Raw genomic sequence first — 16,802 nt, 5'->3', positions numbered from 1 at the left:
TCACCTCTTACCATTTAGTAAAAGACTAAGTGCCTTTTTAATATACTGATCCGTCGTTAATGATTCTTTTAATAACTCTGGTACAACGCGAGAAACTTCTCGTTCTGCGTATCCAAGTGCGCGCAGAGCTTCCAACGCCTCATCAAGCTCAACTGATGAACCTTTCTTCTCATCAAAACGTTCTGTGTCTGAGAATAAATCAACAAATGCATCTGGTACGACGTCAGCTAATTTTCCTTTTAAATCTAAAATCATTTGGCGCGCTGTTTTCTTTCCTACGCCCGGGAATTTCACTAAAAACTTCTCGTCTTCATGTTCAATCGCTTGAACGACCTGTCCTGTCTGACCAGAAGCTAAAATTGCAAGAGCTCCTTTTGGTCCAATGCCAGACACGCCTAATAGCTTTGTAAATAATAAACGCTCTTCACGTGTTTTAAACCCGTAAAGTGCCATAATATCTTCTCTCACATAATGATATGTATAGACACGGATTTCTTGCTTACTTCTTTGAAATACATACGGATTCGGTGTGAAAATTTGATAACCAATTCCATTATGGTCAATTACGACATATTCCGGTCCTACATACTCCACGTAACCTGTAACATATTCAAACAAAATACGATCTCTCCCTCTTAAATCATGTATTCCATTTTAACATATTTAATGATAGAAAAGCGAGACTGCCCCAACAAATGTTCTCCATTTGAAACTTCTGTTATTTTCCATTGACAGAAAGGTTAAAGCACCTTAATATACAGAAGTCGATAATGATTATCAATACTAATTAAAGGGGTTACATCAGGATGAAACGTAAACTATTTATTTTATTTACTATTATGCTAGTTGTTCTTTCTATCGTTGGCTGTTCTTCTCAAAAAGAAGAATCAAAAGCGAAAGAACAACCGAAAACAAAAGTTGTAAAACATGCTAAAGGGGAAGCTACAATTCCAGTAAATCCAAAGAGAATTGTTGACTTGTCTGGATCAACAGAAGAATTATTACTTCTTGGACACAAACCTGTTGGTACAGCAAATACATATAAAGATAAAATCCAAAATCATTTAACAGAAAAGCTAGATGGCGTAAAAGCAGTAGGATGGTACTGGGCACCTAAAGTTGATTTAGAAGCTGTTACTGCTTTAAAACCAGACTTAATTATTTTAAATAATCGTCAATTAAAAATTTATGATCAGTTAGAAAAGGTTGCACCGACAGTTGTTTTAGAAACAAACTTAGAAGACTGGCGTGGTAAGTTTAAAGAAGTAGGTAAACTATTTGACGAAGAGAAGAAAGCTGACAAATGGATTGCAGACTACGATAAAAAAGCAGACTCTTTATCTAAAAAAATTAAAGAGAAAACAAAAGATGAAAACTTTATGTTCGTCGCAGTTACACCACAAAATTTCCGTGTATACGGTAGCTTCGGATACGGTGACATCATCTTTAATGACTTAAAACTTCCAGCAACAAAAGGTACAGATTTAAAACAAACGATGGCACAAGTATCGCTAGAAGGTCTTGTTGCATTCCAACCTGATCAAATGTTCGTTGTAAACTTCGGCGGCGAAGCTGATAAAGTTTACGAAGACTACAAAAATAGTGCCGTTTGGAAAGACAATAAAGCAGTAAAAAACAATCACGTATATGAAGTATCAAATGAAATCTTCAATACGAAAGCTTTCAATCCAATCGGAAAAGATATGCTAATTGATGAAATCGCGAAACAAATTTTAGATAAAAACAAGTAAGAAAAAGCAGCTCACCATGAGCTGCTTTTTTTCTTATTTTGCACTGCGTATTGCTTCATTTTTTCAATCGTCTTCACAAAGCCTTCTTTTGATTTAATACGAATACCACGCTTCAATTTCGCACGCTCATAACTCTCAAGCTTTTTCATATCAATTTGAAAGAAGGAATGAATCGCATTATCACTTTTCGGTACACCTTTGAAAATTTGTAATATCCCTTCCTCTGAAACACCAAAATAACCGCTCGTTTTCAATAAAGGAGAAATATCATCCACTTTCTTTTGTAATACAATTTGCACATCATCACGATCAACGAGTTGCCATTCTTTATATTGCTGTAAAAACTTTTCTAAATCCGCTACTTTTTCTGTAAATATTTCTTCACTTACTTCTCCATCCACATACATACGCTCTAATAAAATTGTAACTTGAGGGTCTTTCTCTGTTACTTCTGGCACTGGCCCTTCCGCCCTCGCACTCGTTTCATAAACTAAACAAAACATCATAACGAATGCTTGTACTGCAATCAGTATCCATTTCATTTCCATTCACCTCTTCTAGGCAAAATCAAACTTTCATTAGTAGTTTTTCCGGAAATGGGGGTTTTATCCCTAATTCATAGATTGTTCCCATTAAGACTTATAGAGTCCAATTATTTCTACCTATTTCGAAACGTATTGATTATGTGAAAGCTTTTTTATATCTTTATTTGATTGTACCGTCGCTATATAAACCCCAATTAGTACAATTATCATTCCGACTATTTGTTGCCATGTAACAACTGCTCCATATACTATAACTGCAATGCCAGTAGCTACAATGGGGGTTAAATTTAAATACATACTCGCTTTACTTGCACCTAACTCTTCTACTCCTTTATTAAACACGATATACCCAATTAATGTCCCGCATATGACCATATACAACATTTCTAGCCATCCTTGTAAAGAAAACGTTAAAACCTTTCCCCACCCATCTTCATATAGAGAAAGTCCTGCTAAAAAAACGGTTCCTAATACCGTCATACTCATTGTAGTTAACAAAGGTGATACACCACGCATAACTTTTTTCCCAGTTAAGCTATATAACACCCCACAGATTAAAGCAGCTATAAATAAAAGATCTCCCTTATTAAATGACAAAGACATAAGTATATTCATTGAACCACTCGTAATAACAGCTATTACACCGCTAAGGGACAACATTAAACTTATTCCCATTTTTATACTCCAAGACTCTTTAAAAAATAATATTGCCCCCAACGTTACAAAAACGGGCATTGTAGCAATAATAAGCGAGCCATTCAGAGTGGAAGTATAGTTAAGTCCCATAAAGAAAAAAACATTGTAGCCAAAAATACCTGTTAGCGATACAAATAACAGCCCTTTCCAATTCTTTAATAACAAACTTGTATTCCACTCAGATTTCATAAAAACTATGCCTACTAAAATGAAACTAGCTAAACCAAAACGAATTGTTGCTGCAGTAATCGGTGGAATTTCAGTAATAACATGCTCTGCTGTTGCAAAAGATCCACCCCAAAACAAAGGAACAAGTAACATAATTACATACATACGGTTTATTCTGTTCATTTTTATTACCCCTTTTAAGTAAATAGGTTTAAAAGTTTAAACTCGTTTACTTGTTAGTTAAAAAAAATTAATAATTTGACTCTATTGCTTGAAGTAAATCCTTCACCTGTTTTAAAAATTCTCCTGCTATTATAGAATAAAAAATTTCTTTTCCATTTCGATCCGCTACAATTAATTCTGCTTGTTTTAAAATTTTTAAATGGTGTGAAACAGCCGGTCTAGAAATCCCCATTTTATCTGTTATTTGTGTTACATTCATCTGTTTGTTTTCTAATAACAACATAATAATTCGCTGACGATTCTCATCTCCTAAAGCCTGAAATATAGGTGTTACGACCTGAAATTTCTCTAATACAACTTCTGTATTTCTACATTCAAAATTCTCCATATCCTATTCATCCCAACCTTTTATATCTAAAAAAGTATGTAATATATTACCATTAAATAGTAACTCTTTCATATACACTTGTAAATAACTTTATTTTCCAACTTTCATTTCAATAAAAAAGGGAAGATTGGATTTCTCCATTCTCCCCATTACATTCATATAAAATGAAAGACGCCTGCAAAGCAGGCGTCTTGATGCGTTTACGGCGAGAGACCAGGCGACCACATTCGCGTGTTTAGCACTTAAGCATATCTCTCGTCTTACGTAAATTAGCTCATCGCTTTGCTAATATAACATTAATAAAGTATAAGTGCAACATGTTTATAAAAATATTTTATTTCCTCTTTTATCTAAACAAAATTATGTAAATTATAAATTGATAAATGTAATATATATGTTACAATTGATGTAACAGCGAAATCATAATAAACAGGAGATGGATATTGTGAAAAAAATAAAGGATGAACGTCTCATTCTGAAAACATTAAAAAACATACGCATTGCCTTTCTTTTTCAATCACTTGGTATAATTGGCATTTTGGGCTATATCGGATTCACTGAAGGAATGGATCAAATTACGAAATCTCCATTATGGTTATTATTTATGCTTACGAGTATTTTAATTGCTTATTTACAGTTAAGCGTTTCAATCGATGTAGAAGAGAGCGAAAAAGATATAAAGTTAACTCCTTATTACAAAATTATTTTACGTTCTTTTATTGTTGGAATTATTATAGCTATTATTTATATCATTTTCAGTCCAGAAAGACCTCTCTTTGAAGCAGTTTTAACAGGTAGTATTTTCTTCATATGCTTTTTAGCGTCTTATTCCGTTAGTTATTTTATTAAAAAACGTCGTGTACAAGACAATGATGAATAAAGAGGAAGGGCTCCCCCTTCCTCTTTTATTTTGCTATCGCATAGTACCAGTAGTACCAGTTAAACCGTAACGAATGTCTCGGAACATATTCACTATGTCACGATTAAAATCGTTTGTAACTGTACCGTTACGTAAGCGTGTACTCATTGCATCAACACGAGTAAACATGTCATTCCTTACAGAGACGTACACATTTCTGTTTCCAACTTCATTTACAACAGCTTGACGAACTTCGTTTGCAAGTGCCGTTTCATTCGATACTGGATTACGCGGTTTTACCGCAATCGCCACATCGTTTCCATATACAACTGTAGACACGCGGTCTACGTTATTCATACGTTTTACACGATTTGTTATTCTTTCTGCTGTTTTCCCATCATTGTTAATGTATGAATTGTTCATTGTAATATTACGTGTTGGATGCGGATTAGCAATTTGACCGTTGTAATTTACATCGCGGTAATAATTGTTATATCCTGTATCGTTACGACCATTTCTATATGTTACATAATCTGTATAACGATCATTACGCGTTACATTATCACGATACTGGTGTGTATCATTATAAGATGTGCGCTCATAATTGTAGTTACGTCCATCCATTGCATTATTATCTTTTGGTGTACCACATGCAGCTAATGCACTAGTAACTAACAAAGAAGCAGCAATCACTTTTACTTTCGTATTCAATACAAAAACCCCCTCTGTTAGAATGAACTTCTCTTTTGAAAAGCTCCCTCTTATGATGAGTAACAGAGAAGGTTTTTACACTGTTAATATTTCACTGGGGATTTTCTAACATTTGATGTAAATCTTCCGTTTTCAGAACGACTCTACATACAAAAAAGGCGGGAATAATCCCGCCTTTTTTAAACTTCCTCTTCGTCCTCTTCTTCTGAAACGGGCTCTCCAAATACATTTGGTGGATCTGGTTGGTAATACATCGTCCCTGGTTGTGGTGCATATGCTGATTGAGTTGGTTGATAATATAAAGGATTCGCGTATTGTGGTCCCCCAGGTTGTGGACTATATAACCTGCTCTCTCCTCCGCATCCACAATCTTCCTCTCCTTGCACGAGCGGCGGCATATTATTATCCATCGGCATCATATTTGGATTTGGCATAGACGTATATTGCGGTCCAAACGGTGCTCCTTGCTGATATGGCATTTGATATGGATTTTGTTGTTGATAATACGGATTCGGCGGCATCATAGGCTGTTGGTATGGAATTTGATATGGCATCATATTCGGCGGTTGATTGTTATCCATGATCGGCATCATATTTGGCATTTGATTGTTATCCATGATTGGCATCATATTTGGCATTTGATTGTTATCCATGATTGGCATCATATTTGGCATTTGATTGTTATCCATGATTGGCATCATATTTGGCATTTGATTGTTATCCATGATCGGCATTATATTTGGCATTTGATTGTTATCCATGATCGGCATCATATTTGGCATTTGATTGTTATCCATGATTGGCATCATATTTGGCATTTGATTGTTATCCATGATTGGCATTATATTTGGCATTTGATTGTTATCCATGATTGGCATCATATTTGGCATTTGATTGTTATCCATGATTGGCATTATATTTGGTGGTTGATTGTTATCCATGATTGGCATTATATTTGGTGGTTGATTGTTATCCAACATTGGCATTATATTTGGTGGTTGATTGTTATCCAACATTGGCATGATGTTTGGGACTTGAATATTTGGCGGTATTACTTGTGGAATAACTACATTTTCTTTCGATACATTTGGTGACACTATATTTCCTACATTTTCTTTCTTCACTTGCGGTGACACTATATTTCCTACATTTTCTTTCTTCACTTGCGGTGATACTATGTTTCCTATATTTTCTTTCTTTACTTGCGGTGATACTATGTTTCCTATATTTTCTTTCTTTACTTGCGGTGATACTATATTTCCTATATTTTCTTTCTTTACTTGCGGTGATATTATATTTCCTATATTCTCTTTCTTCACTTGCGGTGATACTATATTTCCTATATTCTCTTTCTTCACTTGCGGTGATACTATATTTCCTATATTCTCTTTCTTCACTTGCGGTGATACTATATTTCCTACGTTCTCTTTCTTCACTTGTGGTGACACTATGTTATCTTTTTTCGTTTGCGGAGAAATGACGTTATTAGGTTTCATTTTAGTAATTTGAGGAGCAATTAACTCGCTTCCTTTTTTAATTACATCTGAAATTTTATATTCTTTCTTCGCTTTTATTGGTGGTTGCGGCGGCTGTGGTAATACATTTACCGAAAACTTCGTGTTTTCTTTTTCTGCTGGTTTTTGTTTTTCTATAACAGGTGGTTTTTGAATAACAGACGGTTTTTCAACTGGCTTTTCTTTTTGCACTTCTTTTTGTGGCTTTACCTGTACTTCTTTTTGCGGTTTCACTTGCATTTCCTTCTGCAGCTTTACCTGTACTTCTTTTTGTGGTTTTACTTGCACTTCTTTTTGTGTTTGTTGCATAGCAGGTTGCTGTGTAATGGGTGCTGATTGATACGTAACTTCTTCTTCATCTTCTATTCCAAGTGGCGTTGGTGTTGCTGCAAATTCTTTTTGCTGTACTTCTTTTACATATTGTTTTGGAGGTGCTGAACCTGCCCCAGCCTGTTGTTTTACGTGGACGCTGTTTGATGGTACTTTAATTTTCATACCTGGCATGATTAAATCCGGATTACTAAGTTGTGTATTTGTTTGTTTCAGCGTGTCAAAATCCACTCCGTACTTTTTCGCAATTTTCCAAAGGGTATCCCCTTTTTGCACGATATGAATTTTCAAATTTTCCCCCTCCTGTATAACTTATCTATAAGTAACAAATCTCATGAAGTAACCCTTTCTAAATAACGTTAACTTCTTTTCACTTGTATCACTTCTTCGATTTTCAATATCATTAGAAGTGGAATAAGCATAAAGTGAAACTTTAATCAGTGCGCACCAATCGGCCTGCCCATTAATGTGGGATAAAAAAATCGCAATGATTTCTTCAAAACAATGTATGCACATTTCGTTCTCGTTATGATTATATGCATGAAAAAAAGCAACAGAAATACCGTTGCTTCACACACGCTCTAACATGCGATTTAATGCAAGAATTGCTTCTTCCGTTACTTGTGTATCAACGCTAATAACGTTAATTTCTTCTCCTCTTTCTACCGTTTCAAGCACCCATAATAAGTGCGGCAGATCAATTCGGTTCATCGTTAAACATGGACACATAAATGGATTAAGTGAAACAATTTCTTTATCTGGATGTTGCTGAATAATTCGGTTCACTAAATTCATCTCTGTACCAATTGCCCATTTACTACCAGATGGTGCTGATTCAATCATATCAATAATATATTTCGTTGACCCTGCATAATCCGAAGCAGCTACAACTTCATAACAACATTCCGGATGTACAATAATATTCATATTCGGATGATTTTTTCGTACATTCTCAATGTTTTTGACTGTAAAGTTTTGATGAACAGAACAATGACCTTTCCATAAAATCACTTGAATTTCTTCTATATCTCCATCATACTCTAATGAATCTGTATGCGGGTCCCATACTGCCATTTTATCTAACGGGATACCTAAATCGTACGCTGTATTTCTTCCTAAATGTTGGTCTGGTAAAAAGACGAGACGCTCTTTTTGTGTAAACGCCCAAGATACCATTTGTTTTGCATTTGAAGAAGTTACCGTTGCTCCTCCGTTACGACCACAAAATGCTTTAATGGCAGCTGTAGAGTTTACATACGTTAACGGAATCATCGTATCTCCAAATAATTTCGTGAGCTCTTTCCACGCTCTTTCTGTTTGTTCAATATCTGCCATATCTGCCATCGAACAACCTGCGCGCATATCTGGTAAGATGACAACTTGTTCATCCGTCGTTAACATATCTGCTGTTTCTGCCATAAAATGAACGCCACAAAATACAATATATTTCGCCTCTTTATTACTTGCTGCAACTTGTGCAAGCTGCAGCGAATCTCCTGCTGCATCTGAAAATTGTACCACTTCATCTTTTTGGTAATGGTGCCCTGGAATAAATAACGTTTCCCCCATTTTTTCTTTAATTTCACGAACACGCTTTTCCATATCTTCTGTTGACATCGTGTGATAACGCTCCGGTAACATCGTTTCAATCGGTTGCACTTTTTCTAAAATACTCATATTTCTTTCTCCCCCTCTAAGCCACTTTCCTTACGCCTCAATATTGAAACTAATATCAAGTGCTTTCACTGAATGTGTTAACGCTCCAAGTGAAATATAATCTACCCCTGTTTTTCCGTATTTCGATAAATCTTCAATCGTAATGCCTCCTGAAGCTTCTGTAACGATGGCACTTGGCACAATCTTTGAAAACTCTCGAATCTCATCTGGCGTACGGTTATCAAACATAATAATATCTGCACCAGCAGTTACAGCCTCTCTCACTTGCTCCTCTGTTTCTGTCTCCACTTCCACTTTCACCATATGCCCTACTTTTTCTTTCACCGATGTAACAGCTTTCGTAATAGAACCTGCAAAAGCAATATGATTGTCTTTAATCATGACACCATCATATAAACCGAAACGGTGGTTAAATCCGCCTCCGCACAAGACTGCATACTTATCAAACATACGGATTCCCGGCATCGTTTTTCTCGTATCACAAATGCGTGTATGGCTGCTATCTAAAGCAAGAACAGCTTCATGTGTCATTGTAGCTATCCCGCTCATACGCTGGATAACGTTTAATATAACGCGCTCTGCCGTTAATAACGAAGCAATTGGCCCTTGCACAGTTGCGATTATTTCGCCCTTTTCTACAAGATCTCCATCTTTTTTATGAAGCTCCACTTCAATTCTCTCATCAATTAATTTAAATCCTTCTTCAATGACTAAACGCCCCGCAAAGACCCCTGTATCCTTCGCAAGAAACGTTCCTTTTGAAAGTAAATTGTCTGGAAAAATAAGCTGAGATGTTACATCTCTTTCTCCTATATCTTCTAGAAAAAATCGATTTAATGCTTCTTTCACTTTTATCGTATTCATAAAGCCCCTCTTCCCCTCATCACACAAGTTGTAGTTTTCTTTTCACTCGAACGATCTCTTTTTTTACGCTATTTCTATCTGGATAATCACTTCGATAATGACCACCAATGCTTTCTTCTCTTTGCAAAGCTGATACAACTATAAGCTCACAGGCCGTTAACATATTAATAATCGTTATCTCTTCATTCGTAAGAGCATCATGTTGTAGTATCATATTTCGAACACCATACTTACTAAGCCATCTCTTTGCATAAGATAAACTTTGCTCTGTTCGTACAATCCCAACATATTTCATCATGCATTCTTGTATTTCTTCTTTCGCCGGCAAATGCTTGAGAACGATAAACTTCTTTTCCTTCTCAGCCAAGTTGTTCAATCTTTCTTTTGTCGCTTTCGTTAAAATATGTTGTCCTATTCTTTTTCCAAACACAAGACCTTCTAATAATGAATTACTTGCTAATCTATTTGCTCCATGAACACCATTACAAGCTACTTCTCCGATCGCATATAAATTTGGAATGGACGTCTCTCCATCACAGTTCGTTTTCACGCCGCCCATATGAAAATGAGCACCAGGTACGACTGGAATGCATTTGTCATTTATATCGACACCATTCTTTTTACACAATGATGATACAGTCGGAAAACGTTCTTCGAAATTTTGGATAGACTCGATATTCAAATACACTTTCTCACCTGCCAAAAGCTGTTCATGGATCGCTCTTGCCACTACATCACGCGGTGCGAGATCGTGATCAGGATGTATATCCATCATAAAACGCTGCCCTTTTCCATTTATAAGGACAGCTCCTTCTCCGCGAACTGCTTCAGAGACGAGGCCGCAGCATCGCTCGATCGCGTATAACATTGTCGGATGAAATTGTACAAACTCTAAATCTACGAGCTCCCCGCCTGCGCGGTACACCATCGCAAGTCCATCACCCGTAATTGTCTTGTCGTTAGAAGTAAAGGCGTATAAACCACCAATCCCTCCTGTTGCTAACACCGTATAATCTGCAACGTAACGCTTCAATTCTCCTTTACTATTACGAGTTAAAGCCCCGATACATTTATCATTTTCTATAATAAAATCGAGCACCATTTCCTGTTCCACTACCGTAACGTGCGGGGCTACTTCTTGAATGAAATGCTCTAATAAATTCTTTCCTGTCGCATCGCCACCTGCATGTAAAATACGACGCTTGCGATGTGCACCTTCTTTTCCAAGATGAGGACCCGTTTCATCTCCATCAAATTTCATTCCATTTTCAATGAGATTATTCATTTCTTTCGGTCCTTCCTCGACTAAATAACGGACCACTTCTTCCTTGTTATAATGACATCCTGCTACTAACGTATCTTCAAAATGATCATTTGGATTGTCATATGTAGCAACCGCTGCGGCAATTCCACCTTGCGCTAAATATGTATTATTATTACGATTTGTTTCCTTTGTGATAATAATCACATTCTTTTCGTGACAAATCTCTTTCGCAACACGAAGTGCCGCAACGCCACTTCCAATAATTAAGACATCTGCACTTGGCATAATTGTTGCCTCCTACTTTACACTTTTCAACTGTCTTGACACCTATATTTACATAGTTTTAAAATAATGACAAGAGTTTTTTTATAATTCTTATTTTCACTACCATTTAAAAAACAAAAGAAATGTAACTCTTACTAGAGAGAGGACTTTACATGATGATATATCTTGACTATGCAGCTACTACACCTATGAGCGTGGAAGCATTACAAACATATATGAAAGCAGCAACGCAATACTTCGGAAATGAACAAAGTTTACACGACATTGGAGGAACAGCCTCTTCTTTATTACACGTTTGCAGAAAAACATTTGCTGACATGATTGGTGGAAAAGAGCAGGGGGTATTCTTCACGAGCGGCGGGTCAGAATCGAACTACCTTGCGATTCAATCCCTTCTCAACACCCAAAATAAGAAGCATATTATTACGACACCTATGGAACATGCATCCATTCGAAGTTATTTTCAATCCTTACAATCAAAAGGGTATACGATTACTGAAATTCCTGTTGATAAAAATGGACTCATTCGTTTAGTAGATTTAGAAGCAGCTATTACAGAAGATACTGTTCTAGCGAGTATACAGCACGGAAACTCTGAAATCGGAACCGTTCAAAATATCGCAGAGATCGGGGCACTTTTAAAAAAATATAACGTTTTATTTCATTCAGATTGTGTGCAAACATTTGGTAAACTTCCTATCCATGTTTTTGAGATGGGGATTGATAGTCTTTCTGTTTCAGCACATAAAATATACGGACCAAAGGGTGTTGGCGCTTGCTATATCAATCCGCAAGTTCGCTGGACACAAATATTCCCGGGAACTTCTCACGAAAAAGGATTTCGTCCAGGTACGGTAAACGTTCCTGGCATCGCATCTTTTTTAACAGCTGCTGAGAATATATTAAAAAATCAACAGGAAGAAAGTTTACGTTTTAAAGAGTTACGATCCTACTTTTTAGAGCAATTACAAACACTTCCGCTAGAAATTGAAGTAGAAGGTCATTCTACTTCTTGTTTACCACATATTATTGGGGTTACAATAAAAGGAATAGAAGGTCAGTATACAATGCTAGAATGTAATCGTCGCGGTATTGCCATTTCCACGGGAAGTGCTTGCCAAGTCGGTAAACAAGAACCTTCGAAAACAATGCTTGCAATTGGAAAAACGTATGAAGAGGCAAAACAATATGTCCGCTTCTCTTTCGGACAACAAACAACGAAAGATCAAATTGATACTACTATTCATGCACTACACACAATTGGAAATCAATTTTATAGAGGTGTTAAATCATAATGAAACAAAATGAACAAAAAAAGATTTTAGGTGAAGAAAGACGACAGCTTATCCTTAAGTGGCTTCTTGCTGCAAATGAACCGTTATCCGGGAATGAGCTATCGAAAAAGACAAACGTAAGTAGACAAGTTATCGTGCAAGATATTTCCTTGCTTAAAGCACGAAACGAACCGATTATTGCAACTGCTCAAGGTTATTTATATTTAAAACCGCAAGAGAAACAACAAGCTTTCGAACGCGTAATCGTATGCCAACATAAACCAGCAGAAGTACGTCAAGAACTTACAATGCTTGTTGATCACGGCGTTACGATTAAAGATGTAAAAGTTGAGCATCCTGTATACGGTGACTTAACAGCATCTATTATGGTAAGTAATCGCTTTGATGTAGAACAGTATCTACAAAAAATCGAAAACACAAATGCTTCCTATCTTTCACAACTAACAGATGGTATTCACTTACATACAATTGAAGCGGATTCTAAAGAAAAGTTAGATGCTGCTTGCGAGGCTTTAGATAAAGCAGGATTTCTCGTTTATTAATTAATGCAAAGCACAGAGTTTTTATAATTCTCTGTGCTTTTATTTTGTAAATGATATAATATTGTAATCAATTATAAAGGAGATCAAATATGGGAATTGAACTCGTTCACTTTAGCATTGGCAAACCGAAACAAATGAAATATGGCGAAGATAAAGAAATGATATCAGGTATATGTAAAGATTCTACGGAAGAAGCTTTCCTCTCAAAAGATGGCTTCCTTGGCGATGATGTAGCGGATTTAAAACACCACGGGGGACCTGATCGCGCTGTTTGTGTATACCCACATGAGCATTACGCACTATGGGAAGAGGAATTTCAAACTACGCTTCCAGCTTCCACATTTGGTGAAAACATTACCGTAACAAATATGTTAGAACATGATGTATGCATCGGAGATACATATCAACTAGGTGAAGCAATCATTCAAGTCACACAAGCAAGAGTACCTTGTAGCACTATTTCAAAACGCCTCGGTATTCCTGGCATACTGCCGCGCATTGTAGCAACTGGATTTACTGGCTACCTATGCCGCGTTCTTCAGGAAGGTACTGTACGTAAAGATTCAAAAATTACATTACTAGAACGTCAACCGAGTAATGTTTCTGTTTTGTTCTCTAACGAAATCTATTTTCATAATAGAAAAGATAAAGACGGTATTGAAAAAGTTCTTTCTGTTCCAGAACTAGCTGATATTTGGCGTGGTCAGTTAGAAGATCGTCTTGCGAAGTTAAAATAAAGAATCCCACCATTTATAGGTGGGATTTTATTTATCTATCAGACGGTATACTAGCGACTGAACTTATATCGAATTAACTACAAATACTCCCCTTTACAACCAATAAGAAGAATAACTCCCCAGCACCGTAACAGAAAAACCAAGTGCTTCAAGTTCCATCGTTACGCCTGGCAATAATACGTCATCGTATGCTTTATCGACATCGATTAAGAAAAAGTAATTTCCAAGTCCTGTTTTCATCGGGCGAGATTCGATTTTGGATAAGTTTAATTTTCTCCATGCGAAAGCTGATAACACTTGATATAGCGCTCCTGCATAATCCGCAGGTAACGTTATCATAAGCGTCGTTTTCTCCCCGCGATTTTCTCCGTTATTTGGGAGTACCGCTTTCTTTTTCTTATGCAAAACAAGGAAACGTGTATGATTGTTTTTATGCGTATGAATACCACTTCTTACAATTGCTAATCCGTATTTTTCTGCTGCTGCTTCGTTTGCAATAGCAGCGATTTTTTCTTCAGGATGTTCTTTCACATATTGTGCAGCAGCACTTGTTGATGTCATATCTCGAACGGTTACCCCTTTTAGTTCTTCATTTAAAAACTTATGACATTGTGCAATAGCATGTGGATGAGAATGCACTGCATATACTTCTTCCCACACTTCTGCATATTGCGGATGTACAAGTAAATGCTGCTGAATCGGTACTGTAATTTCTCCTACAATGGAAAGCGGTTGTTCATGTACGAGATAATCGACTGTTATGTTTACTGAACCTTCAATCGCATTTTCTAGCGGTACAACTGCGAAATCTACATTTTCATTTGCGGCTGCATCTATACAATCTGGAATCGTTCGATACGGTACATGCTCTGCTTCCGGAAAAAAACGACTCACCGCCATATTTGTAAATGTTGCTTCTGGTCCTAAATATCCTACTCGAATCATCGTCTTTTCCCCTCTTTTTCGTTTTCTTACTGTTATACCATACTTTTTTATATTCTTCTATGTAAATTTCGAATATTAAAAAAAGACTAGCATGTGCTAGTCTAAATGTTTCTTATATTCTCTTTGAGCGAAAACGAAATACATAATGCATGCGGCGATATAAAACAGAATAAACAAACCTACTTTTCTTAATGAACCATCCATAAAAATCGTATTATGAAACGTATATAACGCAACTGCACTATGCATACTTCCTACTATAATAGGCGCAAAAAATAGCATACACAATTGCCAACGAGAAACCTTCCACACTTCTTCCTTCGTCATTCCAAGTTTAGAAAGTGCCCCGTACTGCTTTCGATCGGATGCAATATTATGAAACCATTTAAAATATACGATACTACATGAAGTAAGAAAGAATAATATACTAATGAATGAACCTACAAATAAAGTAATATCGCCAAACTCTTTCATATTCACATATAACTCCATATTACTTCGAAATGCATTATTATCATCTTGTTTCATATGTTTCCGTAAATCTCCATTTAATTTTTTCGTATTTTCGATATTGGGTAATGTGTATCCTCGATATATCATTTTTTCAGAATCCGGAACCTTATTTGCTATACTGTCAAAATCTTCATCATTCATAACGAAAAACAAACCGTTAATGTGCGCGAGGTGATAATTAAATCGCGCCCCTTCTTTCTGACCGTTAAATACGAATGGATACGTTTGATTCATTACTTTTAATTGAATCTCTTTTTGATTATATACATTCGGATAATTACTTTTATTATAATAAACAAGTGTAACTGTACCTTTTTTCGGATGATATATTTTCTTTTTTTGTTTTCTCGCTTCTTGATTGTATTCACTTTCCTTTATAAGCGGTGCAACTTCAATTTCTCCCTTATTAGACTGGAAGGATGCATACACTCCAACAAAACTCATAAATTGAAAATCATCATATCCATATTGATGCAGTAATTGTTCAACCGTATCTTCCTCAAAGACTTCGTGGGTAGAAACACCTTTTTCTATGTATGAAAATGAGTGCGCCCCCCCATCCCGCCACATATCTTGCATACCCGAAAAATATAAGAACACCGTACCTGTTGCCGTAACTACAAACGTCGTTGCCATCGACATTAGAAAGAAAAAACGACCATTTTCCTTCATTCGATGTGACAATTGATTCACTATAAATAAGTACGGATATGTATACATAATCTTTTTATTTCGTTTAATCATTTCTAACAATTGGATTGTACCGTGTGTAAAAGAAAAGTACGTACCGAAAAAGACAAGTATAGACACAGGAAAAAAGTATAACGCTATCGTTGGCATCGTCGCTTGTAACGCTAACACATATCCTACTACTAAACAAATAAAGCCGAATATACAAAGCCACATTGATGTTTTCTTCTCTTTTTTATCCGTTCGAAAGTCCTTCAACAACCGAATGATTTTTATATTCCATATACGTAAAGCACTTATAAAAGATAACAGAATAAAAACAACCATATATGTAATAAACGTTACCCCAATCGCTTTCACGTCAAATATGACAGGGAGTTCTTTCGGAAGACGCATTAGCATGCTAATCACCATAAAAAAGAGTTTCAAAAAGATCATGCCAATCCCTATACCGAAAATATTAGCAAATACCCCAATCAATATTTGCTCGGTCATAATTACTCCTATTACGTTAGATTTCGTTGCTCCCATTAACATATATAATCCTAATTCTTTCTTACGTGCCTCTATGAAAATAGAAGTAGAGTACAAAATAAATATAATGAAAAAAGAAATGATTATAACATTACATACGATAAGTCCCCAGCGTACGTTTTGATACCACAGTGTCTCTTGCATATACGGATGTACAATAACAGACATGTATGCAAAAGACGCAAATATTGCAAAACAACTGCTTAAGAAAAACACTTTATAATTACGCCAATTTCCTTTTATATTTTGCAGCGCTAGTTGCCGAATGTTCATCTATCGTCCCCCTATAACTTACTACATAGGCAAAAAGC

Annotated in this window: 15 protein-coding genes and 1 pseudogene; 5 read left to right on the top strand and 11 right to left on the bottom strand. The window is 36.1% G+C overall.

Annotation, left to right across the window (positions count from 1 at the left end; translation table 11 throughout):
- On the bottom strand, positions 1–618 hold the full coding sequence (ruvA, locus tag ACUN28_RS06965) for a Holliday junction DNA helicase RuvA (protein ID WP_016086163.1): 618 nt from the start codon (positions 616–618) through the stop codon (positions 1–3).
- 188 nt (positions 619–806) lie between these two features.
- Here ruvA and ACUN28_RS06960 point away from each other — a divergent pair, with 188 nt between their 5' ends.
- The gene (locus ACUN28_RS06960) at positions 807–1,751 is read left to right on the top strand and encodes an iron-hydroxamate ABC transporter substrate-binding protein (protein ID WP_016086162.1); all 945 of its coding nucleotides are present in this window, start codon (positions 807–809) and stop codon (positions 1,749–1,751) included.
- An 11-nt stretch (positions 1,752–1,762) separates the two neighbouring features.
- Here the strand turns inward: ACUN28_RS06960 and ACUN28_RS06955 are convergent, their stop codons facing one another.
- The 3 genes from ACUN28_RS06955 to ACUN28_RS06945 form a co-directional block, all read right to left on the bottom strand.
- Positions 1,763–2,293 carry a BofC C-terminal domain-containing protein gene (locus ACUN28_RS06955; protein WP_016086161.1) on the bottom strand — a complete coding sequence of 177 codons (531 nt, stop codon included), beginning with the start codon at positions 2,291–2,293 and terminating at the stop codon, positions 1,763–1,765.
- A gap of 120 nt (positions 2,294–2,413) precedes the next feature.
- The gene (locus tag ACUN28_RS06950) at positions 2,414–3,343 is read right to left on the bottom strand and encodes a DMT family transporter (RefSeq protein WP_016086160.1); all 930 of its coding nucleotides are present in this window, start codon (positions 3,341–3,343) and stop codon (positions 2,414–2,416) included.
- Between the two features lie 67 nt (positions 3,344–3,410).
- Positions 3,411–3,731 carry an ArsR/SmtB family transcription factor gene (locus ACUN28_RS06945; RefSeq protein ID WP_016086159.1) on the bottom strand — a complete coding sequence of 107 codons (321 nt, stop codon included), beginning with the start codon at positions 3,729–3,731 and terminating at the stop codon, positions 3,411–3,413.
- Positions 3,732–4,167: 436 nt separating this feature from the next.
- Between ACUN28_RS06945 and ACUN28_RS06940 the strand changes: the two genes are divergently transcribed.
- The gene (locus ACUN28_RS06940; protein ID WP_080117851.1) at positions 4,168–4,611 is read left to right on the top strand and encodes a branched-chain amino acid ABC transporter substrate-binding protein; all 444 of its coding nucleotides are present in this window, start codon (positions 4,168–4,170) and stop codon (positions 4,609–4,611) included.
- A 33-nt stretch (positions 4,612–4,644) separates the two neighbouring features.
- On the opposite strand, the gene ACUN28_RS06935 is transcribed toward ACUN28_RS06940, so the two are convergent.
- The 5 genes and pseudogenes from ACUN28_RS06935 to nadB form a co-directional block, all read right to left on the bottom strand.
- Positions 4,645–5,301: a YhcN/YlaJ family sporulation lipoprotein gene (locus ACUN28_RS06935; RefSeq protein WP_016086157.1), complete on the bottom strand. Its 657-nt coding sequence runs from the start codon at positions 5,299–5,301 to the stop codon at positions 4,645–4,647.
- A 1,978-nt stretch (positions 5,302–7,279) separates the two neighbouring features.
- Positions 7,280–7,436 (bottom strand): annotated as a pseudogene (safA, locus tag ACUN28_RS06930) (SafA/ExsA family spore coat assembly protein); the annotation flags it as partial.
- Positions 7,437–7,715: 279 nt separating this feature from the next.
- A complete protein-coding gene (nadA, locus tag ACUN28_RS06925) occupies positions 7,716–8,822 on the bottom strand; it encodes a quinolinate synthase NadA (protein ID WP_016086153.1) in 1,107 nt (368 codons plus the stop codon).
- Between the two features lie 30 nt (positions 8,823–8,852).
- Positions 8,853–9,686 (bottom strand): carboxylating nicotinate-nucleotide diphosphorylase, encoded by an 834-nt coding sequence (gene nadC / locus ACUN28_RS06920; protein ID WP_016086152.1) that lies wholly within the window; start codon positions 9,684–9,686, stop codon positions 8,853–8,855.
- A gap of 19 nt (positions 9,687–9,705) precedes the next feature.
- Entirely contained in the window at positions 9,706–11,235 is a 1,530-nt protein-coding gene (gene nadB / locus ACUN28_RS06915) for an L-aspartate oxidase (protein WP_016086151.1), read from the bottom strand.
- A gap of 152 nt (positions 11,236–11,387) precedes the next feature.
- Here nadB and ACUN28_RS06910 point away from each other — a divergent pair, with 152 nt between their 5' ends.
- From ACUN28_RS06910 to ACUN28_RS06900, 3 genes are all read left to right on the top strand, one after another.
- Positions 11,388–12,530, top strand: coding sequence for an IscS subfamily cysteine desulfurase (locus ACUN28_RS06910; RefSeq protein ID WP_016086150.1), 1,143 nt, complete (start codon positions 11,388–11,390; stop codon positions 12,528–12,530).
- Positions 12,530–13,072 carry a transcription repressor NadR gene (locus ACUN28_RS06905; RefSeq protein WP_016086149.1) on the top strand — a complete coding sequence of 181 codons (543 nt, stop codon included), beginning with the start codon at positions 12,530–12,532 and terminating at the stop codon, positions 13,070–13,072. Before ACUN28_RS06910 ends, ACUN28_RS06905 begins: the two co-directional genes overlap by 1 nt.
- A gap of 89 nt (positions 13,073–13,161) precedes the next feature.
- A complete protein-coding gene (locus tag ACUN28_RS06900) occupies positions 13,162–13,809 on the top strand; it encodes an MOSC domain-containing protein (RefSeq protein WP_016086148.1) in 648 nt (215 codons plus the stop codon).
- 93 nt (positions 13,810–13,902) lie between these two features.
- On the opposite strand, the gene pheA is transcribed toward ACUN28_RS06900, so the two are convergent.
- Positions 13,903–14,754, bottom strand: coding sequence for a prephenate dehydratase (gene pheA, locus ACUN28_RS06895; RefSeq protein ID WP_016086147.1), 852 nt, complete (start codon positions 14,752–14,754; stop codon positions 13,903–13,905).
- Positions 14,755–14,850: 96 nt separating this feature from the next.
- Positions 14,851–16,764, bottom strand: a complete 1,914-nt coding sequence (locus ACUN28_RS06890; RefSeq protein ID WP_016086146.1) for an ABC transporter permease — start codon at positions 16,762–16,764, stop codon at positions 14,851–14,853.
- Positions 16,765–16,802: the final 38 nt, after the last annotated feature.

Source organism: Bacillus sp. WC2507, assembly GCF_052656125.1.
This window is presented reverse-complemented; position numbering and strand designations above follow the sequence as displayed.

Bases quoted from the DNA above. Each gene is read 5' to 3' on its own strand.
- ACUN28_RS06960 (WP_016086162.1), top strand. From the start codon at position 807: ATGAAACGTAAACTATTTATTTTATTTACTATTATGCTAGTTGTTCTT.
- ACUN28_RS06955 (WP_016086161.1), bottom strand. From the start codon at position 2,293: ATGAAATGGATACTGATTGCAGTACAAGCATTCGTTATGATGTTTTGT.
- ACUN28_RS06950 (WP_016086160.1), bottom strand. From the start codon at position 3,343: ATGAACAGAATAAACCGTATGTATGTAATTATGTTACTTGTTCCTTTG.
- ACUN28_RS06945 (WP_016086159.1), bottom strand. From the start codon at position 3,731: ATGGAGAATTTTGAATGTAGAAATACAGAAGTTGTATTAGAGAAATTT.
- ACUN28_RS06940 (WP_080117851.1), top strand. From the start codon at position 4,168: ATGGATATTGTGAAAAAAATAAAGGATGAACGTCTCATTCTGAAAACA.
- nadA (WP_016086153.1), bottom strand. From the start codon at position 8,822: ATGAGTATTTTAGAAAAAGTGCAACCGATTGAAACGATGTTACCGGAG.
- nadC (WP_016086152.1), bottom strand. From the start codon at position 9,686: ATGAATACGATAAAAGTGAAAGAAGCATTAAATCGATTTTTTCTAGAA.
- nadB (WP_016086151.1), bottom strand. From the start codon at position 11,235: ATGCCAAGTGCAGATGTCTTAATTATTGGAAGTGGCGTTGCGGCACTT.
- ACUN28_RS06910 (WP_016086150.1), top strand. From the start codon at position 11,388: ATGATGATATATCTTGACTATGCAGCTACTACACCTATGAGCGTGGAA.
- ACUN28_RS06905 (WP_016086149.1), top strand. From the start codon at position 12,530: ATGAAACAAAATGAACAAAAAAAGATTTTAGGTGAAGAAAGACGACAG.
- ACUN28_RS06900 (WP_016086148.1), top strand. From the start codon at position 13,162: ATGGGAATTGAACTCGTTCACTTTAGCATTGGCAAACCGAAACAAATG.
- pheA (WP_016086147.1), bottom strand. From the start codon at position 14,754: ATGATTCGAGTAGGATATTTAGGACCAGAAGCAACATTTACAAATATG.
- ACUN28_RS06890 (WP_016086146.1), bottom strand. From the start codon at position 16,764: ATGAACATTCGGCAACTAGCGCTGCAAAATATAAAAGGAAATTGGCGT.